At 67.6% G+C, this 26472-nt stretch carries 33 protein-coding genes and 1 tRNA gene; 28 read left to right on the top strand and 6 right to left on the bottom strand.

Annotated elements, in window-relative coordinates; genetic code table 11:
- Nucleotides 1–61 precede the first annotated feature (61 nt).
- Complete coding sequence (gene psbM / locus CBM981_RS08135; RefSeq protein ID WP_087068001.1) at nucleotides 62–169, bottom strand: photosystem II reaction center protein PsbM; 108 nt, start codon at nucleotides 167–169, stop codon at nucleotides 62–64.
- A gap of 129 nt (nucleotides 170–298) precedes the next feature.
- On the bottom strand, nucleotides 299–799 hold the full coding sequence (locus CBM981_RS08140; RefSeq protein WP_087068002.1) for a 2Fe-2S iron-sulfur cluster-binding protein: 501 nt from the start codon (nucleotides 797–799) through the stop codon (nucleotides 299–301).
- Between the two features lie 115 nt (nucleotides 800–914).
- Between CBM981_RS08140 and psbB the strand changes: the two genes are divergently transcribed.
- The 12 genes from psbB (at nucleotide 915) to CBM981_RS08200 (ending at nucleotide 10179) form a co-directional block, all read left to right on the top strand.
- The gene (psbB, locus tag CBM981_RS08145; RefSeq protein ID WP_087068003.1) at nucleotides 915–2474 is read left to right on the top strand and encodes a photosystem II chlorophyll-binding protein CP47; all 1560 of its coding nucleotides are present in this window, start codon (nucleotides 915–917) and stop codon (nucleotides 2472–2474) included.
- 15 nt (nucleotides 2475–2489) lie between these two features.
- Nucleotides 2490–2585 carry a photosystem II reaction center protein T gene (locus tag CBM981_RS08150; RefSeq protein WP_043368769.1) on the top strand — a complete coding sequence of 32 codons (96 nt, stop codon included), beginning with the start codon at nucleotides 2490–2492 and terminating at the stop codon, nucleotides 2583–2585.
- A gap of 166 nt (nucleotides 2586–2751) precedes the next feature.
- Entirely contained in the window at nucleotides 2752–3237 is a 486-nt protein-coding gene (gene nrdR, locus CBM981_RS08155) for a transcriptional regulator NrdR (RefSeq protein ID WP_087068004.1), read from the top strand.
- A gap of 117 nt (nucleotides 3238–3354) precedes the next feature.
- Entirely contained in the window at nucleotides 3355–4410 is a 1056-nt protein-coding gene (locus tag CBM981_RS08160) for a 30S ribosomal protein S1 (RefSeq protein WP_087068005.1), read from the top strand.
- Nucleotides 4411–4418: 8 nt separating this feature from the next.
- Nucleotides 4419–5201, top strand: a complete 783-nt coding sequence (locus CBM981_RS08165; RefSeq protein ID WP_087068006.1) for an HAD family hydrolase — start codon at nucleotides 4419–4421, stop codon at nucleotides 5199–5201.
- 67 nt (nucleotides 5202–5268) lie between these two features.
- A complete protein-coding gene (gene metK / locus CBM981_RS08170) occupies nucleotides 5269–6516 on the top strand; it encodes a methionine adenosyltransferase (RefSeq protein WP_087068007.1) in 1248 nt (415 codons plus the stop codon).
- 35 nt (nucleotides 6517–6551) lie between these two features.
- Nucleotides 6552–7844: an FGGY-family carbohydrate kinase gene (locus CBM981_RS08175; protein WP_225867309.1), complete on the top strand. Its 1293-nt coding sequence runs from the start codon at nucleotides 6552–6554 to the stop codon at nucleotides 7842–7844.
- A gap of 171 nt (nucleotides 7845–8015) precedes the next feature.
- A complete protein-coding gene (locus CBM981_RS08180; protein ID WP_087068008.1) occupies nucleotides 8016–8288 on the top strand; it encodes a DUF2470 domain-containing protein in 273 nt (90 codons plus the stop codon).
- 61 nt (nucleotides 8289–8349) lie between these two features.
- Complete coding sequence (locus CBM981_RS08185) at nucleotides 8350–8994, top strand: ComF family protein (protein WP_087068009.1); 645 nt, start codon at nucleotides 8350–8352, stop codon at nucleotides 8992–8994.
- 30 nt (nucleotides 8995–9024) lie between these two features.
- Nucleotides 9025–9097 (top strand) — tRNA-Phe (locus CBM981_RS08190).
- A 158-nt stretch (nucleotides 9098–9255) separates the two neighbouring features.
- Complete coding sequence (locus CBM981_RS08195; RefSeq protein WP_087068010.1) at nucleotides 9256–9498, top strand: hypothetical protein; 243 nt, start codon at nucleotides 9256–9258, stop codon at nucleotides 9496–9498.
- Nucleotides 9499–9606: 108 nt separating this feature from the next.
- A complete protein-coding gene (locus CBM981_RS08200) occupies nucleotides 9607–10179 on the top strand; it encodes a chromophore lyase CpcT/CpeT (RefSeq protein WP_087069291.1) in 573 nt (190 codons plus the stop codon).
- Between the two features lie 12 nt (nucleotides 10180–10191).
- On the opposite strand, the gene CBM981_RS08205 is transcribed toward CBM981_RS08200, so the two are convergent.
- The gene (locus tag CBM981_RS08205) at nucleotides 10192–10632 is read right to left on the bottom strand and encodes a hypothetical protein (RefSeq protein WP_157665382.1); all 441 of its coding nucleotides are present in this window, start codon (nucleotides 10630–10632) and stop codon (nucleotides 10192–10194) included.
- 229 nt (nucleotides 10633–10861) lie between these two features.
- Between CBM981_RS08205 and CBM981_RS08210 the strand changes: the two genes are divergently transcribed.
- The 14 genes from CBM981_RS08210 (at nucleotide 10862) to CBM981_RS08275 (ending at nucleotide 20851) form a co-directional block, all read left to right on the top strand.
- Complete coding sequence (locus CBM981_RS08210) at nucleotides 10862–11707, top strand: phycobilisome rod-core linker polypeptide (protein ID WP_087068012.1); 846 nt, start codon at nucleotides 10862–10864, stop codon at nucleotides 11705–11707.
- A gap of 57 nt (nucleotides 11708–11764) precedes the next feature.
- Nucleotides 11765–12034: a phycobilisome linker polypeptide gene (locus tag CBM981_RS08215; RefSeq protein ID WP_087068013.1), complete on the top strand. Its 270-nt coding sequence runs from the start codon at nucleotides 11765–11767 to the stop codon at nucleotides 12032–12034.
- A 290-nt stretch (nucleotides 12035–12324) separates the two neighbouring features.
- A complete protein-coding gene (locus CBM981_RS08220; RefSeq protein WP_087068014.1) occupies nucleotides 12325–12843 on the top strand; it encodes a phycocyanin subunit beta in 519 nt (172 codons plus the stop codon).
- Nucleotides 12844–12916: 73 nt separating this feature from the next.
- Nucleotides 12917–13405, top strand: a complete 489-nt coding sequence (gene cpcA / locus CBM981_RS08225) for a phycocyanin subunit alpha (RefSeq protein ID WP_006910423.1) — start codon at nucleotides 12917–12919, stop codon at nucleotides 13403–13405.
- A 198-nt stretch (nucleotides 13406–13603) separates the two neighbouring features.
- A complete protein-coding gene (locus tag CBM981_RS08230; protein ID WP_087069292.1) occupies nucleotides 13604–14455 on the top strand; it encodes a phycobilisome linker polypeptide in 852 nt (283 codons plus the stop codon).
- A gap of 344 nt (nucleotides 14456–14799) precedes the next feature.
- On the top strand, nucleotides 14800–15318 hold the full coding sequence (locus CBM981_RS08235; protein WP_087068014.1) for a phycocyanin subunit beta: 519 nt from the start codon (nucleotides 14800–14802) through the stop codon (nucleotides 15316–15318).
- 73 nt (nucleotides 15319–15391) lie between these two features.
- On the top strand, nucleotides 15392–15880 hold the full coding sequence (gene cpcA / locus CBM981_RS08240; RefSeq protein ID WP_087068015.1) for a phycocyanin subunit alpha: 489 nt from the start codon (nucleotides 15392–15394) through the stop codon (nucleotides 15878–15880).
- A gap of 345 nt (nucleotides 15881–16225) precedes the next feature.
- On the top strand, nucleotides 16226–16744 hold the full coding sequence (locus CBM981_RS08245; RefSeq protein WP_087068014.1) for a phycocyanin subunit beta: 519 nt from the start codon (nucleotides 16226–16228) through the stop codon (nucleotides 16742–16744).
- Nucleotides 16745–16817: 73 nt separating this feature from the next.
- Nucleotides 16818–17306, top strand: a complete 489-nt coding sequence (gene cpcA, locus CBM981_RS08250; RefSeq protein ID WP_087068015.1) for a phycocyanin subunit alpha — start codon at nucleotides 16818–16820, stop codon at nucleotides 17304–17306.
- 345 nt (nucleotides 17307–17651) lie between these two features.
- Nucleotides 17652–18170 carry a phycocyanin subunit beta gene (locus CBM981_RS08255; protein ID WP_087068014.1) on the top strand — a complete coding sequence of 173 codons (519 nt, stop codon included), beginning with the start codon at nucleotides 17652–17654 and terminating at the stop codon, nucleotides 18168–18170.
- A 73-nt stretch (nucleotides 18171–18243) separates the two neighbouring features.
- Nucleotides 18244–18732: a phycocyanin subunit alpha gene (cpcA, locus tag CBM981_RS08260; RefSeq protein WP_006910423.1), complete on the top strand. Its 489-nt coding sequence runs from the start codon at nucleotides 18244–18246 to the stop codon at nucleotides 18730–18732.
- A gap of 156 nt (nucleotides 18733–18888) precedes the next feature.
- Entirely contained in the window at nucleotides 18889–19698 is an 810-nt protein-coding gene (locus CBM981_RS08265; RefSeq protein WP_225867310.1) for a HEAT repeat domain-containing protein, read from the top strand.
- A 5-nt stretch (nucleotides 19699–19703) separates the two neighbouring features.
- On the top strand, nucleotides 19704–20366 hold the full coding sequence (locus CBM981_RS08270; protein WP_087069293.1) for a HEAT repeat domain-containing protein: 663 nt from the start codon (nucleotides 19704–19706) through the stop codon (nucleotides 20364–20366).
- The gene (locus CBM981_RS08275; protein ID WP_225867311.1) at nucleotides 20363–20851 is read left to right on the top strand and encodes a low molecular weight protein-tyrosine-phosphatase; all 489 of its coding nucleotides are present in this window, start codon (nucleotides 20363–20365) and stop codon (nucleotides 20849–20851) included. Before CBM981_RS08270 ends, CBM981_RS08275 begins: the two co-directional genes overlap by 4 nt.
- 11 nt (nucleotides 20852–20862) lie before the next feature.
- On the opposite strand, the gene CBM981_RS08280 is transcribed toward CBM981_RS08275, so the two are convergent.
- Both CBM981_RS08280 and CBM981_RS08285 read right to left on the bottom strand, forming a co-directional pair.
- A complete protein-coding gene (locus CBM981_RS08280) occupies nucleotides 20863–22422 on the bottom strand; it encodes a bifunctional pantoate--beta-alanine ligase/(d)CMP kinase (RefSeq protein ID WP_225867312.1) in 1560 nt (519 codons plus the stop codon).
- A 92-nt stretch (nucleotides 22423–22514) separates the two neighbouring features.
- The gene (locus CBM981_RS08285; RefSeq protein WP_087068017.1) at nucleotides 22515–23033 is read right to left on the bottom strand and encodes a septal ring lytic transglycosylase RlpA family protein; all 519 of its coding nucleotides are present in this window, start codon (nucleotides 23031–23033) and stop codon (nucleotides 22515–22517) included.
- 454 nt (nucleotides 23034–23487) lie between these two features.
- Here CBM981_RS08285 and purM point away from each other — a divergent pair, with 454 nt between their 5' ends.
- Nucleotides 23488–24522 carry a phosphoribosylformylglycinamidine cyclo-ligase gene (gene purM / locus CBM981_RS08290; RefSeq protein ID WP_087068018.1) on the top strand — a complete coding sequence of 345 codons (1035 nt, stop codon included), beginning with the start codon at nucleotides 23488–23490 and terminating at the stop codon, nucleotides 24520–24522.
- 278 nt (nucleotides 24523–24800) lie between these two features.
- A complete protein-coding gene (locus tag CBM981_RS08295) occupies nucleotides 24801–25457 on the top strand; it encodes a hypothetical protein (protein WP_087068019.1) in 657 nt (218 codons plus the stop codon).
- 31 nt (nucleotides 25458–25488) lie between these two features.
- On the opposite strand, the gene CBM981_RS08300 is transcribed toward CBM981_RS08295, so the two are convergent.
- Nucleotides 25489–26469 carry an aldo/keto reductase gene (locus tag CBM981_RS08300; RefSeq protein WP_087068020.1) on the bottom strand — a complete coding sequence of 327 codons (981 nt, stop codon included), beginning with the start codon at nucleotides 26467–26469 and terminating at the stop codon, nucleotides 25489–25491.
- Nucleotides 26470–26472: the final 3 nt, after the last annotated feature.

The raw sequence follows: 26472 nt of genomic DNA on the forward strand, positions 1-26472 counted from the left end.
CCGAGCGCTGGTGCCGAGCGCTGGTGCCGAGTGCTGGTGGGGTGGAACGGGCGATGCCGTCTCAGCCACCCTGGCGGCTGCTGGTCTGGATGTACAGCACCAGCAGGAACACGGTGGGAACCAGGACGAACATCAGGCTGGCCACGAAGCCGAGATCGTTGGTTTCCATAGCGGAGCTGAAGGTCACCGGAGGGTATCACCGTCGTTCCGGTGGCTCCCTGACCCCTTCACCGGTCGTTGCGCTCGGGTCGTTGCGCCTGGGTCGTTGCGGCTGGGTCTTCCTGGCGCTCGCTGGCGCTCAGGCCGGCAGGTCGCCGGGACGGGCGTCCGTGGCGGCCTGCACCGGACCGGCATCGCCACCCTCGCCATCGCCACCTTCGGCGTCGGCACCCTCGTCATCGGCGGACTCTGCCGCCGCAGGCCATTCCGTGGGTCCGGGGGGAAGGGGCGATGCCATCGCTGCATCGAGGCGCGCCGATTTGTCGGCCAGGCCCACCTGGGGGCGGGTCAGCACCACGAGGGAGTGCTGCACCAGCGCCTGGCAGGCGAGGCGCCAGTTCTGGGGGCGCCGTCTCAGTTTCTGGTCCTCCACGGGAGTGCGGCCGCTCAGGGCCTGGGCCGCGGTGCCCTCCGGGATCTCCACGAAACAGGTGATGCACTGGCCGCAGCCACCGCAGTTGCCGAGGGCTCCCTTCAGGCCATAGAGCTGCAGCCCCTCCCGCAGGGCCACCTCGCGCAGGTTCTCGCCGGGGTAGCACTCCACATCACGACCCTCACGCACGAATCGGATCACGGGCATGGGCGCAGGCGCATCTGCCGCCATTCTGGTGCGAGCCGTTGCGCTCCGTAACCTGCGCCGCCGCGGAGCCGGTTACGCCCTTACGATCGCCCAACCCACCCCAGAACTACCCCCCATGGGATTGCCCTGGTATCGGGTGCACACGGTCGTGATCAACGACCCGGGCCGACTGCTCGCCGTGCACCTCATGCACACCGCGCTGGTGGCCGGCTGGGCCGGCTCCATGGCGCTCTATGAGCTCGCGATCTTCGATCCCTCCGACCCGGTGCTCAACCCGATGTGGCGCCAGGGCATGTTCGTCATGCCGTTCATGGCCCGACTCGGCGTGACTGGCAGCTGGGGCGGCTGGAGCATCACCGGCGAAACCGGTGTCGATCCCGGGTTCTGGAGCTTCGAAGGCGTCGCCGCCGCCCACATCATCTTCAGTGGCCTGCTGTTCCTGGCCGCCATCTGGCACTGGACCTACTGGGATCTCGAGATCTGGCAGGACCCCCGCACCGGGGAACCGGCTCTGGACCTGCCCAAGATCTTCGGGATCCACCTGCTGCTGGCCGGCCTCGGCTGTTTCGGCTTCGGCGCCTTCCACCTCACCGGCGTGTTCGGCCCGGGGATGTGGGTGAGCGACGCCTACGGCCTCACCGGGCATCTCGAACCAGTGCAGCCGGCCTGGGGCCCCGAGGGATTCAATCCCTTCAACCCTGGCGGGATCGTGGCCCACCACATCGCTGCCGGCATCGTGGGCATCATCGCCGGCATCTTCCACATCACCACCCGTCCCCCCGAGCGCCTCTACAAGGCTCTGCGGATGGGGAACATCGAAACGGTGCTGGCTTCCGCCATCGCCGCCGTGTTCTTCGCAGCCTTCGTGGTGGCCGGCACCATGTGGTACGGCGCTGCCGCCACACCGGTGGAACTCTTCGGACCCACCCGCTACCAGTGGGATCAGGGCTACTTCAAGGCCGAGATCAACCGGCGTGTGCAGACCGCCCTCGACAACGGTGCCACCAAGGAGGAGGCCTACGGCTCCATCCCCGAGAAACTGGCCTTCTACGACTACGTCGGCAACAGCCCGGCCAAAGGTGGCCTGTTCCGGGTTGGCCCCATGGTGAACGGCGACGGCCTGCCCACCGGCTGGATCGGCCACATCGCCTTCACCGACAAGGAGGGACGTGACCTGGAAGTGCGACGCCTGCCCAACTTCTTCGAGAACTTCCCCGTGGTGCTCGAAGACCAGAACGGCATCGTCCGCGGTGACATTCCGTTCCGTCGCGCCGAGGCTAAGTATTCCTTCGAGCAGACCGGCATCACCGCCACCGTGTACGGAGGCGCGCTGAACGGTCAGACCTTCACCGACCCCGCCGATGTGAAGCGGCTGGCCCGCAAGGCCCAGCTGGGTGAGGCCTTCGAATTCGATCGCGAGACCTACCACTCCGACGGCACCTTCCGCAGCTCCCCCCGCGGCTGGTTCACCTTCGGCCACGCCACCTTCGCACTGCTCTTCTTCTTCGGGCACATCTGGCACGGCGCTCGCACCCTCTACCGGGATGTGTTCGCCGGCATCGACCCTGATCTCGGTGAGCAGGTGGAGTTCGGTCTGTTCCAGAAGCTCGGCGACAAGTCCACCCGCCGTCTGCCTGAGGGCTATACCCCCCCGGCCGGCTCCACCCTCAGCTGACCCCGGAGACCCCTCATGGAGAGCTTTGCCTACATCCTGATCCTTACCCTGGCCCTGGCCACCCTGTTCTTCGCGATCGCCTTCCGCGATCCGCCGAAGATCGGCAAATGAACTCTGGCCCCAAGGTTTTCAGCCCCCGACGCAATCGGGGGCTTTTTTCTTGCCACGGCCGCGGCATGCCAGAACGGAATGCCGCCCAGGAAGGTCATCCTTCTCAGCCACTTCTCAACGGGAGATGGTCTGCTTAAACTTCCATAACCCTCCCGGATCGACGGGGATGCAATGCCCCTCCTGCCAACACACCGACAGCCGGGTGCTCGAGTCCCGAGCGGCTGATGCCGGGCGCAGTGTGCGGCGGCGGCGGGAATGCCTCAATTGCGAGTTCCGGTTCACCACCTACGAACGTGTGGAAACCGTGCCGATCACCGTGATCAAGCGCAGCGGCTCCAGGGAAACCTTCAACCGCGGCAAGTTGCTGCACGGCTTGCTGCGGGCCTGCGAGAAGACCGGCCTGGAACCTGCCCGGCTCGAGTTGGTGGTCGACGAGATCGAGCTGGTGCTGCAGCAGCGCACGGGCCGGGAGGTCAGCAGCGCCGAGATCGGTGAACTGGTGCTCCTGCAACTGGCCGAGATGAGTGAGGTGGCCTACGTGCGCTTCGCCTCGGTGTACCGCCAGTTCCAGGGGATCAGTGATTTCATCGCCACCCTGGAGGGGCTCCACCGCCGCACGGCCAAGCCCTCAGCCCTGGCGGCCGTGGGCTGAGCCTCCAGCTCCAGGCCAAGGCGAGGTGCGTTGTTACGATGGTGGATCGCGACGAAGCCGCTGGCGGGCGGATTGGTCGTTCCCCCTCGCACTGCCACTGGCAGGCCGCCATCCACCATGACCGTGACCCCTTCCGAAATCAGCAGCACCGAGGCCGATCTGGACCTGGCCGCTGAAGCGGCAGCCGATCTCGACCTCGCCATCCCGGAAGAGGTACCGACGGCCGATGACCCCAGCAGCCGGGCCGCGACCCGCGACCTCGACGGCGTCGGTTTCACGCTGGATGAGTTCGCCGCCCTGCTCAGCAAGTACGACTACAACTTCAAACCGGGTGACGTTGTCAACGGCACCGTGTTCGCCCTGGAATCGAAGGGCGCCATGATCGACATCGGCGCCAAGACAGCGGCCTTCATGCCGCTCCAGGAGGTGTCGATCAACCGCGTCGAAGGGCTCAGCGACGTGCTGGAGCCCGGCGAGATCCGGGAATTCTTCATCCTCAGCGAGGAGAACGAGGACGGCCAGCTCACCCTCTCGATCCGCCGGATCGAGTACCAGCGCGCCTGGGAGCGGGTCAGGCAGCTGCAGAAGGAGGACGCCACCATCTACTCCGAGGTGTTCGCCACCAACCGCGGTGGCGCCCTGGTGCGGGTGGAAGGGCTGCGGGGCTTCATCCCCGGCAGCCACATCAGCACCCGCAAGGCCAAGGAGGAGCTGGTGGCCGACTTCCTGCCCCTCAAGTTCCTGGAGGTGGATGAGGAGCGCAACCGGCTGGTGCTCAGCCACCGTCGCGCCCTGGTGGAGCGCAAGATGAACCGCCTCGAAGTGGGCGAGGTGGTGCTCGGCACCGTGCGCGGCATCAAGCCCTACGGCGCCTTCATCGACATCGGTGGGGTCAGCGGCCTGCTGCACATCTCCGAAATCAGCCACGAGCACATCGAGACGCCCCACACGGTGCTCAATGTGAACGACCAGATGAAGGTGATGATCATCGATCTCGACGCCGAGCGGGGCCGGATCTCCCTCTCCACCAAAGCTCTCGAGCCGGAACCCGGCGACATGCTCACCGACCCCCAGAAGGTGTTCGACAAGGCCGAGGAAATGGCGGCCCGCTACAAGCAGATGCTGCTGGAGCAGGCCGAAGACAACGAGCCGATGGGTGTCACCCTCGACTGAGCCCCGCTGTGGCCTTGCTCCTGCTGCGGGGTGAGCTGATCGGGGAGGTGGAGGCCGTTCTGTTCGACAAGGACGGCACCCTCTCCGTCAGTGAGCCCGGCCTGCACGCCCTGGCCACCGCCAGGGTTTTTCATTGCGACCAGTTGCTGCGGCAGCACGATGAAGCCCTGCATGCCCGGCTGGGCCCGCAGCTGCGGGACCTGTTGCAGCGGGCCTACGGCCTCCGCGGCAGCGGACTCGATCCCGCTGGCACCACGGCCGTTGCCAGCCGCGCCCACAACCTGATCTCCACGGCCACCGCCCTGGCCCAGCTCGGGCTGGGTTGGCCGGAGTCCGTCGAACTGAGCGAGGCCACGTTCCTGGCAACCGACCATCTGCAGGGCCACGGCAGCGCCCGGCAGGCCCAGGCCACCGAGGGACTCCACGCCCTGGTGAAGCGCCTGGCGGAAGCGGCGGTGACGTGCGCCGTGATCAGCAACGACGAGACGGCCGGCATCGAGGCGTTCCTCTCCAGCCAGGGGTTACGCCGGCACTTCCAGGCGATCTGGAGCGCGGAGCACAGTCCTCGCAAGCCTGACCCGGCCGCTGTGCTGGCCCTCTGCCGTGACCTGGGCGTGCAGCCCCAGCGCTGTGCCCTGATCGGCGATGCGAACAGCGACCTGCTGATGGCCCGCCGTGCCGGTCTCCCGCTGGCCGTGGGCTACCTGGCCGGCTGGGGCAGCCCGCCGCCCCTGGATCCCACGTTCCCCCACATGCGGCACTGGGAGGAACTGGAGGTCCTCCTGCGCTGAGTCGCCCGAGGCCCTTCAGCTGAAACGTCACGCCATAAGCTGTGTGGCCCCCGGCAGGCCGCAAGCCATGAGCAGGTACGTGTTCACCTCCGAGTCCGTGACCGAGGGGCACCCCGACAAGATCTGCGACCAGGTGAGCGATGCCGTGCTCGATGCCCTGCTCGCCGAGGACCCCGCCTCCAGGGTGGCCTGCGAGACCGTGGTGAACACGGGGCTCTGCCTGATCACCGGGGAGGTGACCACCACGGCGCGGGTGGACTTCAACACCCTCGTGCGTGGGGTGATCCAGCAGATCGGCTACACGGGGGCCAGGGCCGGCGGCTTCGACGCCCACGGCTGCGCCGTGTTGGTGGCCCTCGATCAGCAGTCCCCCGACATCGCCCAGGGCGTGGATGAGGCCGACGACCACGACGGCGATCCCCTCGACAAGGTGGGGGCTGGCGATCAGGGGATCATGTTCGGCTTCGCCTGCGACGAGACGCCGGAGCTGATGCCGCTTCCGATCAGCCTGGCCCACCGCCTGGCCCGTCGCCTGTCTGAAGTGCGTCATGACGGCACCCTGGGCTACCTGCTGCCCGACGGCAAAACCCAGGTGAGCGTGGTCTATGAGGATGAGCGGCCAGTCGCCATTGACACGATCCTGATCTCCACCCAGCACACCCCTGAGATTGATGGGCTGAGTGAGGAAAAGGCGCTGAGGGAGCGGATCGCCGCCGACCTCTGGTCCCACGTGGTGGTGCCCGCCACGGCGGATCTGGCACTCAGGCCCAGCCGGGAGAGCACGCGCTTCCTGGTCAATCCCACCGGCAAGTTCGTGGTCGGTGGGCCCCAGGGGGACGCCGGGCTCACCGGCCGCAAGATCATCGTGGACACCTACGGCGGCTATGCCCGCCATGGGGGTGGCGCCTTTTCGGGCAAGGATCCCACCAAGGTGGACCGCTCGGCCGCCTATGCGGCCCGCTACGTGGCCAAGGCCCTAGTGGCCGCCGGCCTGGCCCGCAAGGCCGAGGTGCAGCTGAGCTACGCCATCGGCGTGGCCAAACCGGTGAGCATCCTGGTGGAGAGCTTCGGCACGGGCACCCGCAGCAATGCCGACCTCACCGCACTGGTGCAGCGGCACTTCGACCTGCGCCCTGGGGCCATCATCGAAACCTTCGGTCTGCGTGAGCTGCCGCAGCAGCGCGGCGGCCGCTTCTACCAGGACGTGGCGGCCTACGGCCATTTCGGACGGAGTGATCTCCAGCTCCCCTGGGAAGATGTGGCGACGATCGCCGCCGTGCTGCGGGAGGCCGGCGCCGTAGCGGCTGCAGCCTGAGGCCTGCCGCTTCAGGCCTGGCTGCTCCCCCGCCGGTGCCCCCCCTCCTGCCCTGTGCCCTGGGCCTCGATCTCGGCACCAGCGGGCTTCGTCTGGTGGTCGTCGATGCTGCCGGCCGCCCGCTGGATGAGCAGGCCTCGCCCTACCCGGCCCCCTTCGACGACCCCCTGGGATGGCAACGGGGCTTCCAGCATCTGTGCTCCCGGATCCCGGAGGCGTTGCGGCAGGCCGTCGGCGCGATCGCCATCGATGGCACCTCCGGAACCCTGCTGCTCTGCCGCCAGGACGGCACCCTGCTGGAGGGTCGTCCTGGCCGGGCCCTCTCCTACGCGCAGGCCTGCCCCGAGCAAGGGGCAGCGGCCGAGGCGATCGCAGGCGGACCACCCGCCCTGGTGGGCCCCGCGGCCAGTGCCAGCGGCAGCCTGGCCCGCGCCCTTCGCCTGCTGGAGAGCGTGCCCGGCCCCACCGACGGCCTGCTCCTGCGCCATCAGGCCGACTGGCTGATGGGCTGGCTGCTCGGGACCTGGCAGTGGGGAGAAGCCGGCAACAATCTGCGGCTGGGGTGGCACCTGGAACGCGGGCAGTGGTGCGGCCAGATCTCCGCGCAGCCCTGGAGTGCGGCGCTGCCGCGCATCTGCGCTTCCGGCACACCGCTGGGCCCCCTGGCCCCCGGCCCAGCCCGCGCGCTGGGGCTTCCCCGGCAGTGCCAGGTCGTGGCCGGCAGCACCGATGCCAACGCCGGCGTGCTGGCGGCCAACCCCTCCCCTGAGGACGGCATCACCGTGCTGGGCACCACTCTTGTGCTGAAGCAGTTCTCGACCATGCCGGTGCACGGCTCCGGGATCAGTTGCCACCGGGTGGCCGGCCGCTGGCTTGTGGGTGGGGCCTCCAACAGCGGTGCGGGAGTGCTCAGCCGCTTCTACAGCCCCGTGCAGCTGGAGGAACTGAGTCGGCAGATCAACCCTGCCCAGCCCACGGGCCTGGCTCTGCGGCCCCTGCTCGGCCGGGGGGAGCGCTTCCCGGTGGATGACCCCGGGCTGGAGCCGGTGCTGGAGCCCAGGCCGGTGAGTGACGTCCTCTACCTGCAGGCGCTTCTGGAGGCCCTGGCGGACATCGAGCTGGCGGGATGGCGAAAGCTCGCCTCCCTCGGCATCCCCCCGATCCGGCGGGTGATCACGCTGGGAGGGGGTGCCCGCAATCCCCAGTGGCGGCGCCTACGCGAACAGCGGCTGGGCGTGCCGGTGCTCAACCGCCCCGGGCTCTCCGCCGCCCTCGGCATGGCCAGACTGGCCGCATCCAAGCTCGAGAGTTCCCTCGCCACCCCATGAACGAACGCCTGCGCACCTGGATCTCGATGGCCCTATTCGTGGTGCTGGCGGGCTACGTCGGCTTCAGTGCCATCCGGCTCGCTCTGTTGCTCTGGCAGCGCTTCGCCGCCGCCTGACGACACGGGCAGGCCCCAGACTGACCCCTTCCACCCCGCCGCACTGCCTCCGTCCATGCCCGCCGATCCCCTGAACGCCGCCGTGAGCGAGCGCATCTGTAAGCACATGAACGACGACCACGCCGAAGCGGTGCTCAGCTACGCGCGCCACTACGGCGGCCTCCAAGACGCCACCCAGGCGCGGATGGTGGCGATCCAACCCGACGCCATGGAGCTCGACGTGGATGGCGCGGCCGTGCGCGTGGCCTTCGACCACACCCTGAGCGACAGCGAAGACGCCCACCGCACCCTCGTGGCGATGCTGCGCGCCCTGCCCGGCCCCGCCTGAGCAGCGGGCTGCGGCCGGGGGGAGCCTGTGGCAACACTGCCGGTCTACCGGCGGCGCTGCGATGGCTGTCTCCTTCTCCCGGTGCCTGGTCACCCTGCTGCCGCTGGAGTGGCTGATCAGGCACCGGGACGGCACCCAGCTGCCCGGATCGCTGCAGCAGCGCGAGCCGGCCACCCAGGGGGAGCTGCCGTTGCCCTGGTGGGCCGCAGGGCTCTACGAGGCGGGGCTGCGGCGCCAGCTCCTGGGCCTGCGGCGTGACCTCCAACCCCAGCGGCTGCTGCCACTGGTACGCAGACTGGCCACCAGCCTCCAGGCTGATCCCCGCCTCTCCACGCTGCGGGCCTCCCCCCTCCTGGTGCCCATACCCAGCTGGAAAAGCCGCGCCAACCCGTTGCCGCCACTGCTGGCCCGCCAGCTCTCCGCCCAGCTGCAATGGCCACTGGCTCCCCTGCTGGCACGCAGCAGGCCCGTGCTCGGGCAGCACCGGCTCAACCGCGACCTGCGCTGGGCTAACCAGCAAGGGGCGTTCCGCTGCCTGGTGACGGCCCATCAGGATCCCCGCGGACGGCGGCCCGTGCTGATCCTCGATGACATCCTCACCACGGGCGCCACCGCCTGCAACGCTGCGGCCAGCCTCGAAGCGGCCGGCTGGCGGCCGCTGGGCATGGCCTGCCTCGCCCGCACCCCGGAACACCGCCGGCCGTGATCTAAGATCCCGGTGCCGCCAAGGCGGTGGGCCGGGATAGCTCAGTTGGTAGAGCAGGCGACTGAAAATCGCCGTGTCCCCAGTTCAAATCTGGGTCCTGGCATTGCCATCAGAACCACTGTCAGAGACAGCCTCAGCGTCAGACAGTCAGGGGCAGACAGTCAGCGTCAGACAGCATGCCCATCGTTCTGGCGCTGGTCTCTGCGCGCCTGGCGGTGCTAGGACTCGCCTGCCCCGTTGATCCATTCGCACGCCCCTGCCATGGCCCCGATCCGTGAGCCTGCCGGCAGCGCTTCCCAGCTGTTCGACAACGCCGACAGTTTTGCCCAGGCCTTCGATGAGGCCTGGAAGCAACTGAGCCGCTCCGACCACGGCGTCGAGCTCGACCGGGAGGCGAGCCTGGCCACGGTGCTCGAGCAGCTCGCGGATCATCCCTTTTGCCGCAGCTCTCCGGAACTGGCCGAGCAGGTGGCGCAATTCCGACTCCGGCTGCTCGGACTCTGAGGCGGTAGGGCCGCACGGAGCACCCTGGGGCAGGTCCTAATTTGGCCGCAGCACAGTTTGGTCCCAGCGGTGATCGGCACAGCCCCCCCCTTGAGTCGCCTGGTGCAGATGCTGTGCGCCGGCTTCAGCAACCAGCAACAGGCCTTCGACAACCCGCCCCTCTACGCCCACATCCTGGTGAAGATGAGGCCACTTCCCCAGCTCGCCCCGGGATCCCTGCTGCTGGAACAGAGCTACGCCATCAATCCCGCGGCGCCGTATCGGATCCGGGTGCTGCGGGCGGAGCGGCAGGGTGATGGCCTGGTCATCCAGAACCAGGCCCTGGCCGATGACCAGCGCTTCTGGGGTGCGGCGGAGAACGAGGCGCTGCGCAGCCGCATCAGCCCTGCCGACCTGCGCCCCCTGGAGGGCTGTGCCTACGTGGTGCGGGAGCATGCCGGAGGATTCATCGGTGAGGTGGAACCGGGCTGTCGCTGTCTGGTGGAGCGCAAGGGTCAGACCACCTACCTGGTGAGCCGGCTCGAACTCGATGCCCATGGGATGCGCACCATCGACACCGGACACGACCCGCAATCCCACGCCCAGGTGTGGGGTTCCCTGGCGGGGCCCTTTGAATTCAGCCGGACGGACGACTACAGCCACGAAATCCCTGCCGCCTGGCACGACGCCTTCCAGCCGTGAGCGGTCGGCGGATCATGCCGTCAGCTGATCAGCCATCTCATCCATGAACGGCTGCTGCTCCTCCTCCTCGAAGGGAGCATCCATGGGCTCGGCGTCCTCCGGGGCCAACCGGCGTCGCCCCTGGAGGGAAGGCGGGGGCGGAGATCCATGCAGCTGATCCAGCCCCTGGAGCAGGGCTTCCATCCTGCTCAGCCGATCTTCGGTGTCCTCCAGACGCAGCTCCGCCATCTCCGTCTGGGGAGGCGCTGGGTGCAGATCCTTCCAGGTCTCGAAGGCCTGCTGGTGGGCGTCGAGCCTCTCCTCCAGCTCGAGCACCCTGACCGTGAGCGTCTCCAGCAGCTCGGAGACGGTGTTGAGCTGGAGGGCCAGCCGGTCGAGCAACCTGGGATCCCCCCCGGCCTGGGGTGCAGCCCCGCCGAACCCGGACGGTGGACCCACGGCGTCGACGCCCATGGCTGCGCAGCACTGTTGGGTGGGATGGTATCGACTCCAGCAGCGGGCGCCAGGCCCAGGGTTTGTAACGATTCTGAAAGCCTCGCCATGGGACTCCGAACGGCCCATAGGATCTGCTGATGCAGCTGTTGGCAGAGTCGTTTATCGCTGCGCCGCGCTGCATCGGCCGATTGTCCTGCCATGGCGGCCAACGGTCACGACGCGTTTTCTCCCCAACGGCCCCACGCCCATGACTCTCGCCAACGCTGCCTACCTGGGCATCGAGCGTTTCGCCAACGACCGTAACAAAGAGAACTGGACCAACGCCTCGGACAATGACAAGGCGCTTCTCATCCGTGCGGTCTACAAGCAGGTGCTTGGCAACCAGTACGTGATGAAGAGCGAGCGCCTTGAAGGCCCTGAGTCGCTGTTCAAGCGTGGTTACCTGAGTGTCCGCGAGTTCGTCCGCCAGGTTGCCAAGAGTGGCCTCTACAAGCAGAAGTTCTTCGAGAACTGCAACCCCTACCGCTTCATCGAACTGAACTTCAAGCATCTGCTCGGCCGGGCTCCTCAGAACAAGGCCGAGATGCTGCACCACTTCACGATCCTGCAGGAGCAGGGATTCGACGCCGAAATTGATTCCTATATCGACAGCGCCGAATACCAGGAGCGTTTCGGTGAGGAGACGGTACCCTATCTGCACGGTTTCAATTACAACTCTGGTCAGCAGGGCCTGCAGTTCTCCTACATGCTGCAACTCACCCGCGGCGTGGGTGCCTCTGTGCGGGGCGACCTCCTCAAGACCCAGTCCCGCCTCAATCCAGCTGTCCACTCGGAACAGCCCATGCCCGTGGTCAGCCCCAATGCCAAGGGTGCGGTCTTCCGGAAAGTCGGCAGCGACGGCGTGACGCGTCAGGGCGTGGGCTCTGGCGAGGAGGGTCGCACATTCCGGGTGGAAATCTCTGGGTTCAACAACTACCGGCTCCACAAGCGCAGCAACAGGGTGCGCTTCATTCCCTTCAACAAGCTGCTCCAGTATCAGCAGCAGATTCACCGTGAAGGTGGCAGAATCGCCAGCATCACGCCGGTGAACTGATCCCGCCGAGCTGCTCGCTCCAACCATCTTTCCTCCCTACCCACTGACTTTTCAGCCATGAAGGTTTCCGCAGGAACGCGAGGCACCAGCTTCACCAGCAGCCGTCAGGTCACCTTCACCGTGACCGGTCTCGCCAACAACGACTACTCACGTACCGCCGACATGGTGATGAACGTGCCCTACACCCGGATGAACGAGACCATGCGTCTGGTTCAGCGGATGGGTGGCAAGATCACGGCAGTCTCGGTCAACGGCGGTGATCTGGTGGGTGCCGGCTCCAAGGCGGCCCCGGCACGGAAGAAGATTCAGTCGAGCAGCGAAGGCTGACCCCCTCCGCAGCCCCGCAGCCTGCCACCGCCGAGCCCCCGCTGACCGGGGGCTTTTTCATGGGAATCCCCTTCTTGTCATGGGCATCCCAGCCATCCCGAGCCGCCTGCACGGGCCGGCCGTCTGTGGAGTGACCGTAGTGACCGTTTGTAAACGCTGCTCGCGACAAGGATCAATACTGTCAAGAATGGACGCGTCAAGTTGGCATGGGCCTGGCGATGCCGGGACATGAATAACCTGGCATCTCTATTCACCCGCCCCGACTCTTCGTCGAGACCAGGAGCCCTTCAATGTTCGACGCCTTCACCAAGGTTGTAGCCCAGGCTGATGCCCGCGGCGAATTCATCAACGCCGGTCAGATTGACGCCCTCGCCGCCATGGTGGCCGAGAGCAACAAGCGCATGGACACGGTGAACCGCATCACCTCCAACGCTTCCAAGATCGTCACCAATGCCGCTCGCGATCTCTTCGATTCGCAGCCCGCTCTGATCGCCCCCGGCGGTAACGCCTACACCCATCGCCGCATGGCCGCCTGCCTGCGCGACATGGAGATCGTTCTCCGCTACGTCACCTACGCCATCTTCACCGGCGACGCTTCCGTCCTGGAAGACCGCTGCCTCAATGGCCTCCGTGAAACCTACCTCGCCCTCGGCGTCCCCGGCGCTTCCGTGGCAGAAGGCATCCGCAAGATGAAGGACGCCGCCATCGCCATCGCCAACGACCGCAACGGCATCACCCCCGGCGACTGCTCCGCTCTCATGAGCGAAGTCGGCACCTACTTCGACCGCGCTGCTGCCGCTGTCGGCTGATCGGCACCGATCACCCGGTCGTCCCTGACCTCCCCCTGATCAACAACGGTTCCACCTTCCTCTTTTCTCTCCCATGAAGACCCCCCTCACCGAGGCCGTCGCCGCCGCTGATTCCCAGGGCCGCTTTCTCTCCAACACCGAGCTGAACGCCGCCTTCGGTCGCTTCGAGCGCGCCGCCAACGCCCTCAGCGCCGCCAAGGCCCTCACCGCCAAGGCCGATGAACTCGTCAACGGCGCTGCCCAGGCCGTTTACAACAAGTTCCCCTACACCACCCAGATGCAGGGCAGCAACTACGCCTCCGACTCCCGCGGCAAGGCCAAGTGCGCCCGGGACATCGGCTACTACCTCCGCATGGTCACCTACTGCCTCGTGGCAGGTGGCACCGGCCCCATGGATGAGTACCTGATCGCCGGTCTCGATGAAATCAACCGCGCCTTCGAACTCTCCCCCTCCTGGTACGTCGAGGCCCTCAACTACATCAAGGCCAACCACGGCATCTCCGGTGACCCCGGTGTGATCGCCAACAACTACATCGACTACGCCATCGCCGCCCTCGTCTGAGTTCCGCTCCCACGGTTCCAGGCCCCGCCCCCCTTCAGGGGGGCTTTTTTCTTGCCCTGATGAACTCCCCCGGCCCACCGCAGCAGAATGGGCTGTGAAGCTTGCTGTCGAGCCTGTGAAGGCCCGGGGGAATGCTCATAGGCTCCCTTTCGCATGCGCCGACGTCTCGGCGCCATCTCCCTCTGCTTCGCCCCCGCCATGCCCCTCCTGAATGCCTCGCACCTCGGCATTGAACGTTTCAGCAATGATCGGAACAAAGAGAACTGGAGTGTCAGCTCCCAGGAAGATAAAGCCGGCCTGATTCGCGCTGTCTACAAACAGGTTCTGGGCAATCAATACATCATGCAGAGCGAGAGGCTCACACAAACAGAGTCCCTGTTCAAGCACAACCTACTGAGTGTTCGGGAGTTCGTTCGTCAAGTCGCCAAAAGCGGCCTGTACCGCAGCAAGTTCTTTGAGAACTGCAACCCCTATCATTTCATCGAGCTCAATCACAAGCATCTGCTCGGACGCGCGCCCAATAACAAGGCGGAGATGCTGCACCACTTCACCATCCTGCAGGAACAGGGGTATGACGCTGAGATCGATTCCTACATCGACAGCAGCGAGTACCAGCAACGTTTTGGGGAGGAAACGGTTCCCTACGTGCACGGATGGGATTATTCCAGTGGCCAGCAGGGCCGCCAGTTCTCCTGGCTGATGCAGCTGGCCCGCGGCGTCGCTGCCTCGGTGAAGGGGGACACCGCGGGCACCAATTTCCGGCTGGGCAAGGCCTTGCACCAGGACCGGGCGGTTCCCGTGGTGAGCCCGAATGCCAAAGGCGCTGGCTACCAGCCCACGCAGGTGGCGAATGAATCGATCACCAGCATGGCTCGCGGCATCGGCCAGAAGGCCAGGGTCTACCGGATTGAAGTGACCGGGCTGAGCAACTACCGGCTGCACAAGCGTGCCAGCACGGCCCGCTTCGTCACCTTTGACAAGCTGCTGGAAGCCCAGCAGATGATCCACCGCCAGGGCGGGCGGGTCGCCAGCGTGACGCCGGTGAACTGACACTGCCAAGGGGGCTCAGCACCCAGCCGGTGACCCTTCGTAAAGCTGGCCCCCGCCACCCGGCACCCTTCCTTAACAATGGTCAGGTGCTTTGCGCGGCAAGCTTGGAGCGTGTTCACCTTCACGCGCCGAGCCCGTCGGCAGCCCTGGAAGCAGCTGGTCATCAGCGGCTTTCACGGCAGCGCCAGCGGCGGTCAAGGCCCTCAGGGATCGGCTGGATCCCGTTTGCGGTCCATCCCTCGGTTTCGGTCAACCCACGGAGATCCGCCGACCCAGGCTGCTGCCGTCATCAGGCCTGAAACGCTTCCAGACATCCATCCTTCCTCTTCACCAGGAGCTCTTCCATGTTCGACGCCTTCACCAAGGTTGTAGCCCAGGCTGATGCCCGCGGCGAATTCATCAACGCCGGTCAGATTGACGCCCTCGCCGCCATGGTGGCCGAGAGCAACAAGCGCATGGACACGGTGAACCGCATCACCTCCAACGCTTCCAAGATCGTCACCAACGCCGCTCGCGATCTCTTCGATTCGCAGCCCGCTCTGATCGCCCCCGGCGGTAACGCCTACACCCATCGCCGCATGGCCGCCTGCCTGCGCGACATGGAGATCGTTCTCCGCTACGTCACCTACGCCATCTTCACCGGCGACGCTTCCGTCCTGGAAGACCGCTGCCTCAATGGCCTCCGTGAAACCTACCTCGCCCTCGGCGTCCCCGGCGCTTCCGTGGCAGAAGGCATCCGCAAGATGAAGGACGCCGCCATCGCCATCGCCAACGACCGCAACGGCATCACCCCCGGCGACTGCTCCGCTCTCATGAGCGAAGTCGGCACCTACTTCGACCGCGCTGCTGCCGCTGTCGGCTGATCGGCACCGATCACCCGGTCGTCCCTGACCTCCCCCTGATCAACAACGGTTCCACCTTCCTCTTTTCTCTCCCATGAAGACCCCCCTCACCGAGGCCGTCGCCGCCGCTGATTCCCAGGGCCGCTTTCTCTCCAACACCGAGCTGAACGCCGCCTTCGGTCGCTTCGAGCGCGCCGCCAACGCCCTCAGCGCCGCCAAGGCACTCACCGCCAAGGCCGATGAACTCGTCAACGGCGCTGCCCAGGCCGTTTACAACAAGTTCCCCTACACCACCCAGATGCAGGGCAGCAACTACGCCTCCGACTCCCGCGGCAAGGCCAAGTGCGCCCGGGACATCGGCTACTACCTCCGCATGGTCACCTACTGCCTCGTGGCAGGTGGCACCGGCCCCATGGATGAGTACCTGATCGCCGGTCTCGATGAAATCAACCGCGCCTTCGAACTCTCCCCCTCCTGGTACGTCGAGGCCCTCAACTACATCAAGGCCAACCACGGCATCTCCGGTGACCCCGGTGTGATCGCCAACAACTACATCGACTACGCCATCTCGGCTCTGGTCTGAGTTCGGTCCGGATCAGCCCCAGGCCAGGTCCCCATCCGATCGATCGCATCGCGATTCCGCGCGATCCCTGATCAGCCCCCAATCGGGGGCTTTTTTCATGCCCTCTCCACCGCCGCTCCCACGGCGGCAGACCGGGCCAGCCAACCGCAGGATGCCAGGAGAAGGCACGGATCCAGCGGCCCCCGGACCCCACGCCCAGCCCGTGGGTGACCCTTTGTGAACCGACGCGATTCCCGGCGACAAGTTGATCAAAATGGCCCCGTGCAATCGCACAGCGGATAGCACCACGCCTTCCGTCCCATTTCTTTCCCTTCCCGACCCCTCGTCGAGACCAGGAGCCCTTCAATGTTCGACGCCTTCACCAAGGTTGTAGCCCAGGCTGATGCCCGCGGCGAATTCATCAACGCCGGTCAGATTGACGCCCTCGCCGCCATGGTGGCCGAGAGCAACAAGCGCATGGACACGGTGAACCGCATCACCTCCAACGCTTCCAAGATCGTCACCAACGCCGCTCGCGATCTCTTCGATTCGCAGCCCGCTCTGATCGCCCCCGGCGGTAACGCCTACACCCATCGCCGCATGGCCGCCTGCCTGCGCGACATGGAGATCGTTCTCCGCTACGTCACCTACGCCATCTTCACCGGCGACGCTTCCGTCCTGGAAGACCGCTGCCTCAATGGCCTCCGTGAAACCTACCTCGCCCTCGGCGTCCCCGGCGCTTCCGTGGCAGAAGGCATCCGCAAGATGAAGGACGCCGCCATCGCCATCGCCAACGACCGCAACGGCATCACCCCCGGCGACTGCTCCGCTCTCATGAGCGAAGTCGGCACCTACTTCGACCGCGCTGCTGCCGCTGTCGGCTGATCGGCACCGATCACCCGGTCGTCCCTGACCTCCCCCTGATCAACAACGGTTCCACCTTCCTCTTTTCTCTCCCATGAAGACCCCCCTCACCGAGGCCGTCGCCGCCGCTGATTCCCAGGGCCGCTTTCTCTCCAACACCGAGCTGAACGCCGCCTTCGGTCGCTTCGAGCGCGCCGCCAACGCCCTCAGCGCCGCCAAGGCCCTCACCGCCAAGGCCGATGAACTCGTCAACGGCGCTGCCCAGGCCGTTTACAACAAGTTCCCCTACACCACCCAGATGCAGGGCAGCAACTACGCCTCCGACTCCCGCGGCAAGGCCAAGTGCGCCCGGGACATCGGCTACTACCTCCGCATGGTCACCTACTGCCTCGTGGCAGGTGGCACCGGCCCCATGGATGAGTACCTGATCGCCGGTCTCGATGAAATCAACCGCGCCTTCGAACTCTCCCCCTCCTGGTACGTCGAGGCCCTCAACTACATCAAGGCCAACCACGGCATCTCCGGTGACCCCGGTGTGATCGCCAACAACTACATCGACTACGCCATCTCGGCTCTGGTCTGAGTTCGGTCCGGATCAGCCCCAGGCCAGGTCCCCATCCGATCGATCGCATCGCGATTCCGCGCGATCCCTGATCAGCCCCCAATCGGGGGCTTTTTTCATGCCCTCTCCACCGCCGCTCCCACGGCGGCAGACCGGGCCAGCCAACCGCAGGATGCCAGGAGAAGGCACGGATCCAGCGGCCCCCGGACCCCACGCCCAGCCCGTGGGTGACCCTTTGTGAACCGACGCGATTCCCGGCGACAAGTTGATCAAAATGGCCCCGTGCAATCGCACAGCGGATAGCACCACGCCTTCCGTCCCATTTCTTTCCCTTCCCGACCCCTCGTCGAGACCAGGAGCCCTTCAATGTTCGACGCCTTCACCAAGGTTGTAGCCCAGGCTGATGCCCGCGGCGAATTCATCAACGCCGGTCAGATTGACGCCCTCGCCGCCATGGTGGCCGAGAGCAACAAGCGCATGGACACGGTGAACCGCATCACCTCCAACGCTTCCAAGATCGTCACCAACGCCGCTCGCGATCTCTTCGATTCGCAGCCCGCTCTGATCGCCCCCGGCGGTAACGCCTACACCCATCGCCGCATGGCCGCCTGCCTGCGCGACATGGAGATCGTTCTCCGCTACGTCACCTACGCCATCTTCACCGGCGACGCTTCCGTCCTGGAAGACCGCTGCCTCAATGGCCTCCGTGAAACCTACCTCGCCCTCGGCGTCCCCGGCGCTTCCGTGGCAGAAGGCATCCGCAAGATGAAGGACGCCGCCATCGCCATCGCCAACGACCGCAACGGCATCACCCCCGGCGACTGCTCCGCTCTCATGAGCGAAGTCGGCACCTACTTCGACCGCGCTGCTGCCGCTGTCGGCTGATCGGCACCGATCACCCGGTCGTCCCTGACCTCCCCCTGATCAACAACGGTTCCACCTTCCTCTTTTCTCTCCCATGAAGACCCCCCTCACCGAGGCCGTCGCCGCCGCTGATTCCCAGGGCCGCTTTCTCTCCAACACCGAGCTGAACGCCGCCTTCGGTCGCTTCGAGCGCGCCGCCAACGCCCTCAGCGCCGCCAAGGCCCTCACCGCCAAGGCCGATGAACTCGTCAACGGCGCTGCCCAGGCCGTTTACAACAAGTTCCCCTACACCACCCAGATGCAGGGCAGCAACTACGCCTCCGACTCCCGCGGCAAGGCCAAGTGCGCCCGGGACATCGGCTACTACCTCCGCATGGTCACCTACTGCCTCGTGGCAGGTGGCACCGGCCCCATGGATGAGTACCTGATCGCCGGTCTCGATGAAATCAACCGCGCCTTCGAACTCTCCCCCTCCTGGTACGTCGAGGCCCTCAACTACATCAAGGCCAACCACGGCATCTCCGGTGACCCCGGTGTGATCGCCAACAACTACATCGACTACGCCATCGCCGCCCTCGTCTGAGTTCCGCTCCCACGGTTCCAGGCCCCGCCCCCCTTCAGGGGGGCTTTTTTCTTGCCCTGATTCGGTTGTTGCCCATCGGCCTGCGACGGCCCGATGGACTGCGATCATCGACACCAGCTGCACGGCGCAGGGACCCCATCCATGGCCAGTTCAGAGATGCCGACCACGGCCGGCGAACCCATCAGCGAGGCAGAGGCCCTGGCCCGGTTGCGCCAGACGGCGGATCCCTCCCAGCAGTACTACGCGGCCTGGTGGGTGGGTCGGATGCGCAGCCGGCATCCGGACACCGTGCCCCTGCTTCAGGCCGCACTGCGCCAGCGGCGCCCCCGCGATCCCAGCGCCGGCGTTGAGGAGAATGCCGTTGCCCGCAATGCGGCCCGCTCGCTTGGCAAGCTCGGCCCTGCCGCCCTGGTGGCCATCCCGGACCTGCTGGACACCCTCGAGGACGAGGACCACGGGCTGCGGGAGGCAGCGGCCCGGTCACTGGGTCAGCTGGGGGCCCGCGAAGCGGTGGCCCCGCTCTGCCGCCGGCTGGCCAGCGGCCCAACCGGCGCGGGCGCCCAGGAACCCGGCAGCCCCAGGCTGGTGGAACCCTGTGAGGCGCTGCTGGAGGCCCTGGGGGAACTGGGTGTGGTGAGGCCCGAGGTGATGGCCGTGGTTGAACCCTTCGTTGGCCATCCCCGGCCCCTGATCCGTAGCGCCGCCGCCCGCACCCTGCTGCAGCTGAGCGGAGACCCCCGGTGGGGCGCCCTGCTGCTGGAGCTGCTCGAGCATCCCCAGCTGCAGGTGCGCCGTGCTGCCCTGATGGACCTGGGCGCTGCGGGGTGGCGCCCAGCCCATCAGGCCATCAGCACCACGCTGGCGGAGAACAGCCTCAAGCTGATCGCACTGCGGGGGCTGGTGGAGCGGGGGCAGGGTGACCCTGGCGAAGAGCGGCTGCTCGCCTGCATGGATGCCCTGCTGTGAGCGGCATGATTTCCCTCTCCGCCGCGCAGTCCGACGACAGGGTGCTGACCCTGATCGCGGCAGTCCAGCAGGCCGGGAGCAGCGAAGCGCTGGTGCTGGCCACCCGGGCCCTGGCCGGCTGCAGCGACCAACGGGCGGCTGCCACCCTGGTGGAGGTGCTCGGCTTCAACAACCCCGGCGCTGCCGTGGCCGCGGTGGAGGGGCTGATCGCCCTCGGGGAGAGCGCCGTGGAGGCGCTGCTTCGGCTGGATGCCGAGAACTACGGTGCCCGGGCCTGGGCCGTGAGGGCTCTGGCCGGCATTGGGGACGTGCGCGGCCTGGATCTGCTGATCGAGGCCCTCGGAACGGATGTGGCGGCCAGTGTGCGGCGGGCAGCGGCCCGGGGTCTGGGCCAGCTGGGCCTGGACGCCCTTGAGCCGGCCCGCCGCCAGGCCGTGCGTGAACAATGCCTGGAGGCGCTGCTGGCCGCCACCGGCGATGGGGAGTGGGTGGTGCGTTACGCCGTGGCGGTTGGACTCGAATCCCTGGCCTCCGGCCTGCCGGGCGCGGCGCCTCTGAAGCAGCGGAGCCTGGCGGGCCTGCGCGGCCTGGCGCAGGCGAGTGAGGAGAATCCCCGGGTGGTGCAGCTGCGGGCAGAGTTGGCTCTGCATCGCCTCGAGAAGCCGTGACCGAGCCCACGCGCGTGCTGTTCGTCTGCCTGGGAAACATCTGCAGGTCCCCCGCCGCGGAGGGGGTGTTCCTGCATCTGCTGGCCCAGCGGCAGCTGGAGGATCAGTTCGTGGTCGACTCGGCCGGCACCGGTGGCTGGCACACCGGCAGACCGGCGGACCGCCGCATGCAGGCCGCTGCCGCACAGCGGGGCCTCACCCTCACCAGCAGGGCCCGCCAGCTGCAGCTGGCAGACCTCACCAGCTTTGACCACATCCTCACGATGGATGACGACAACCTCGCGCAGGTGCGCGGCCTCAGCGGGGAACTGGGCTCCCGCGCCGATCTGGCCAGGATCGAGCCCCTCACCCGCTACTGCCGTGAGCACCAGGCAGAGGCCGTTCCGGATCCCTACTACGGCGGCCCCGAGGGGTTCGATCGGGTGCTCGATCTGCTCTTCGATGCCTGCCTGGGCCTGGTGGAGCACCTGCGCCCCAGCCCCTGAGCGGGGCGTGCCTAGGCGGCCCCGGTCAGGGGATCCGGCCAGGCATCGTGGGGCACCCGTTCCCGGAACAGGTCCATCAGGGCCTGGATCACCGCCTCGATGCCCATGCCGTCGGTGACCAGCTCCACGGCATCCTGCGCCATCTGGAGGGGGGCAACGGCGCGGCTGGAGTCGCGGTGATCCCGCTCGGCGATCTGGGCCTCGAGCTCGGCCAGGCTCGGCACGGCGAAGCCCCGCTCACGCAGATCGCGGGCGCGGCGTCTGGCACGCTCGGCCACGGTGGCCGTGAGAAACACCTTGAGGTCAGCCTCGGGGAAGACGGCGGTGCCGATGTCGCGTCCCTCCGCCACCAGCCCGCCGCGGCTGCCCATGGCCTGCTGCTGGGTGGTGAGGGCCTCGCGCACGCAGCCATAGGCCGCCACCACGGACACCGCGGCGGTGACCTCGGGGCTGCGAATGGCCTCGGTGATGTCAAGGCCCCGAAGCAGCACCCGTTGCTCCTCGCCTGTGCCCCGGAAGCCCAGGTCCAGCTCGCCGAGCTGGGCGGCCACCGCCGCAGGGTCGGAAGGATCCACCCCCTGGTGCTGCAGCCACCAGGTGACAGCCCGGTACATGGCTCCGGTGTCGAGATACACCAGGCCGAGCCGGCTGGCGAAGGCACGGGTCACGGTGCTCTTGCCAGCTCCGGCGGGGCCGTCGATGGCAACGATCGGGGCGCGGCTCATCAGGAAGGTGTGATCGATCAGCCGCGCCGACCCACAGTGGGCCGCCGCCGCCAGGAGAGTCAACCCTGACACCCGGTGGGCCGGCTGCAGGGTGTGAGCCTCCACCCACTGGGCATAGTCCACCTGCAGGCCCTGTTCCTCGAGCAGGCTGCGCAGCTGGGCAGGAGGGGAAGCGCAGGGCAACGGATCCTGCAGGGCCCGCCGGGCCACCGCGGCCAGGGCGCCCGGCAGAGCCGCCGCCTGCTGCCGCTCCCGCTCCGAGAGGTAGCTGTTGCGGGAGCTGCAGGGCAGGCCATCCGGCTCCCGCACGGTGCCCACCCCGTGGACCTGAACGGGGAGTCCCAGATCGGTGATCACCCGGCGAAGGATCACCAGCTGCTGCCAATCCTTCTCCCCGAGCCAGAGCCGGTGGGGCCGCACCAGACGCAGCAGCCGCACGACGACGGTCGCCACCCCCTCGAAATGGCCGGGGCGCCCTGGTCCGCAGAGGCTCTGCGTCAGGGAGTCCGGCGGCCGGATGCGGGTGGTGGACCCGGCTCCCCCGGGGAACAGGGCCCGGGCCTCGGGAGCGAACAGGGCCGCCGCCCCTGCCGCATCAGCCAGCACGGCATCAGCGGCCAGATCGCGCGGGTAGCGCTCGAAGTCTTCCTCCGGCCCGAACTGGAGCGGGTTCACGAACACGCTCACCAGCACCGCGGGCTCCACCCCGGCCCTCGGGGTAGCCGCGGCACGGATGAGCGCCTGATGGCCTCGATGCAGCGCCCCCATCGTGGGAACGAAGTGGAGCGGCGCGTGCTGCTGCCGGCGCCAGGCGACCAGCGCTTCAGGGGAGTGGAGCAGTTGCACGGGAGGCCTGGCCAATGAAAACCGCCCACCGCGGGAGCAGGTGGGCGGCATCATGCCGGTTCATGGGCAGCGACCCGGAGGCGGCGCCGGAATCAGCGCAGAACTTCCAGCTTCACGGGCGCCAGACCGCTGGCGGTGAGGCCCACCTCAGAGGCCGCCCCATGGGCCAGGTCGATGACCCGGTTGCCATGGAAGGGGCCCCGGTCATTGATGCGCACCACGGTGGTGCGGCCGTTGTGCAGGTTGGTGACGCGCACCCTGGTACCGAAGGGGAGGGTGCGGTGGGCGGCGGTGAGGGTGCCGCGCTGGAACCGCTCACCGTTGGCCGTGCGGCGGCCGTAGAAGCCAGGGCCGTACCAGCTGGCGTCGCCGCGGATGACCTTCACCACGGCGGGAGCATTGCTGGCGATGCGTACAGGAGGGGCGATCTGCTGCAGCCCCTCGAGCGCTGGCACAGCAGGCTCGGCGTCGCGGATGGCCAGGGACGACGAGGGAGAGGAGGAAACAGGGGTGGCGGCGTCAGCAGCCCGGGCAGATTCCGCAAGACCGGGAACCAGGGCGCTACCGGCAAGAGTGAGGGCAAGGGCCCCGAGCGAGATGGTTCGGTGCATAACAAGCGAAACCCGCTGCAGAACAGCAACCTCAGGAAAAGGTTCGCGGGCGTTGGATTCGCTCGGACCCGTTCACAACGTCCCAAAGCGGACAAGAACCGCTGCGGAAGGTTTTGGATGTGGACGGGGGCCAAAGGATTAGCGAATTCGCCTGCGGAGTTCCTAACCAGAAAACAACTGCGCAAAGGTAGTGGCATTTCCACGCGGTTTCTGCCAGCAGAATCCCGTCCACGACCAATCAGTTTTCTTCATCAGACCCCACTCCCAAGCCCTGGCCTGCGCTTGACCGGCCTTGGCGCCGGAAGATTGATCAGTCAGTCCGATCACTGCAATAAGCCACACTGATTCAAGCTTGTGCCAATCCGGCGACTGGCTCGCGGCAACAGGCCCATGGGCCCGGCTCCCTGCCCCCGCCGTCGGAGGATCGTGGAGATCACAGACCGGGGTTCGAGGGATGGATTACCGCACGGCCGGGGTGGACGTGGCAGCAGGCCGCGCCTTCGTGGATCGCATCCGCTCCAGCGTCGAAGCCACACGGCGCCCCGAGGTGCTGGGCCAGCTGGGGGGGTTCGGCGGGCTCTGCCGGCTGCCCAGCGGACTCAGGGAGCCTCTGCTGGTGGCCGGCACCGATGGGGTCGGCACCAAGCTCGAACTGGCCCAGGCCCATGGCCGCCACCATGAGGTCGGCATCGACCTGGTGGCGATGTGCGTCAACGACGTGATCACCAGCGGCGCCGAGCCCCTCTTCTTTCTCGACTACATCGCCACGGGCAAGCTGAGCCCGGTGGCCATGGCCGCCGTGGTGGAGGGTATTGCCGAGGGATGCCGGCTGAGCGGCTGTGCCCTGCTGGGGGGGGAGACGGCCGAGATGCCGGGCTTCTACGCCCCGGGCCGGTACGACCTGGCCGGCTTCTGCGTGGCGGTGGTGGAGGCGGAGGCGTTGATTGACGGCAGCCGCATCGAGGCCGGTGACCGGATCATCGGCGTGGCCAGCAGCGGCGTGCACAGCAACGGCTACAGCCTGGTGCGCCGCATCCTCGAGGCCAGTGGCGCCGGCGCCACGACCCCGCTGCCCGGCAGCGACCGGGGACTGCTCGATTCCCTTCTCACCCCCACCCGTCTGTACGGCGGCCTGGTGAAAGATCTGCGGAGCTCGGAGGTGCCAGTGCGGGGCATGGCCCACATCACCGGCGGAGGCCTGCCCGAGAACCTGCCCCGCTGCCTTCCTCCCGGCCTCCAGGCAAGGGTGGACCCGGCCAGCTGGGAACGGCCGCCGGTGTTTCGCTGGCTGCAGGAGGCCGGTGAGGTTCCGGAGAGCGACCTCTGGCACACCTTCAACCTGGGCGTGGGGTACTGCCTGGTGGTGCCTCCGGGCGCCGAGCAGGCGGCGCTCAGCTGCTGCGCAGCCTCCGGTCACGAGGCCTGGAGGCTGGGTGAGGTGGTGGCTGCGCCCGAGCAGAGCGGCGGGATCAGCGGGCTGCCGCTCTGATCGCCGCCAGCGCGAGGGCCAGCCAGCCCGGCGGATTGCCGAACAGCGCCCGGCTGGATCTCTGCCAGCTTCGCTGGCAGATTGGCCCCTGCCTGAGGTCCCAGGCGCCTCCCCCTCTTCAGGCCAGATCCACCCGGCCAGTCCGATTCACCCGGCCAGTCCATCGTCTCCCGACAAGTCCATGGTCTCCCGGCATGTGCCGGTTCCGGGGGCCCGCCGGCGGCAGAGCCCGCCGACGGCAGGGGTCGCCGGTGTCACGCCGTTCCACGCCATACCGCATGAATAAGCCGCAAAGCTCCTTCTCCACAGGGCAACGCATCACCCGGCGCCGCAGCTCGGCCGGCCCCCTGCCCCCGACCCGGCCGGTCCGGCCCCGCGATGGCCATCCCCATGGCGCTCGGGCAGGTCTGCGGCCCACCTTCCTCACCCTGCGGGACCACGGCAAGGTGTATGTGGCCGACCTGCCCCGACTCTCCGACGGGCAGCTGGCTCACATCGCCAAGGAGGCCAGGGAGGTGCTGGAGAGCCTGCTGCGGCGCCTCGGGGAACTGGAGGCCCGGGCCGGCCTGAACCAGGCGGAGCAGGACACCCGCATCCGTGCCAGCACCAAGCGGGATGTGACCGAGCGGTTCATCCGGGCCATCGACGAGGAACAGGACCTGCGCCGCAACAACCCGGCCCTGCGCGCGGCCGCCGGCGAATCCCTGGCCCGGGCCTTCATGGAGCTGGCCAGGCACCGCCTGCCCGGCGCCACCTTCGACTCCCTGCTTCAGGAGGCCCTCACGGCCTGCGGACCGGACAACCAGTCCCAGCCAGAACAGGCCGACGCTGGCACCCCGCCCCAGGCCGAAGGCGGCCGCCCTGTGCCCGTGATGCCGGTGGCGCGTCCCCAGGCCATGCCCGTGGTGCTCACCCCGGCTCCGGCGGGCTCCTGATCAGCCAGCCTTGTCCGCCAGCCTGCCGTTTTCAGGAACTGGTGAAGGGGTTGGCCGGCATCCTGCGCGGCAGGCAGCGGGCCAGACGATCAAGTTCGTCCCGCTCGCCGCAGTCCAGCTGCCAGCGGAGGGCCTGCCCGGCCACCTCGGCCTGGGCCTGCTGGCGCAGACCGGGGATCGGCATCGCTCCGTGGGCGCGGCACCAGTTCAGAGCCACGGCCGCCAGGGGAGCGCCTCGGGAGATGGCCATGGCCTCCATCGCCGAGAGCAGAGGGTCCAACTGGGGGCTGAGGCGCCTGAACAGGGCACCGCGGGGGCCCCTGGGTGTGGTCTGGCCTCGCCCCCGGGCCAGAAGGCCCAGGGCGAGGGGGCTGTAGGCGATCAGCTCAATCCCGAGCTCACGGCATACCTCCGCCGCACCGCCGGCTTCCAGCGGCGCCGTGCTCAGAAGGGAGAGCTGCACCTGCAGGCTGCTGAGCCGCACCCCGAGCCGGGCCAGCTGGGCGTGCATCTGCCGCAACCGCCGGGGGCCCACATTCGAGACTCCCAGTTCCGCCACCTGGCCGCTGCTGACCAGGTCGGCCAGCCCCTCCAGCAGCGGCCCTTCCTGCCAGGGGGCATAGCGGGCGGTGCTCCAGTGGAGCTGCACCCGGTCGAGCTTGCCCTGCAGACGTTGCCTGGAGGCCTCGAAGGCGCGCTTCAGCCCGCTGCGTCCCAGGCGCCAGGGGAAGGGGGCCAGCTTGGTCGCGATGCAGATCCGTTCGCGCTGACCGGGGGCCAGGCCGGCACAGAACTGCCCCAGCAGCATCTCGCTGCGACCGTTGAAACGGCCGGTGCCATAGGAATCGGCCGTATCGAACCAGCACAGCCCGAGCTCCACAGCCCGGTTGAACGTGGCCTGAAGCTGGCCATCCTGCCCGGGCTCGTAGCCCCAGAGCAGCTGATTGCCCCAGGCCCAGGTGCCCACGCCGATACCGGGGGCCGGGGGCAGCGGCGGGTTCGGATGCGCCATGGT

This window comes from Cyanobium sp. NIES-981 (assembly GCF_900088535.1).
GTDB lineage: Bacteria > Cyanobacteriota > Cyanobacteriia > PCC-6307 > Cyanobiaceae > NIES-981.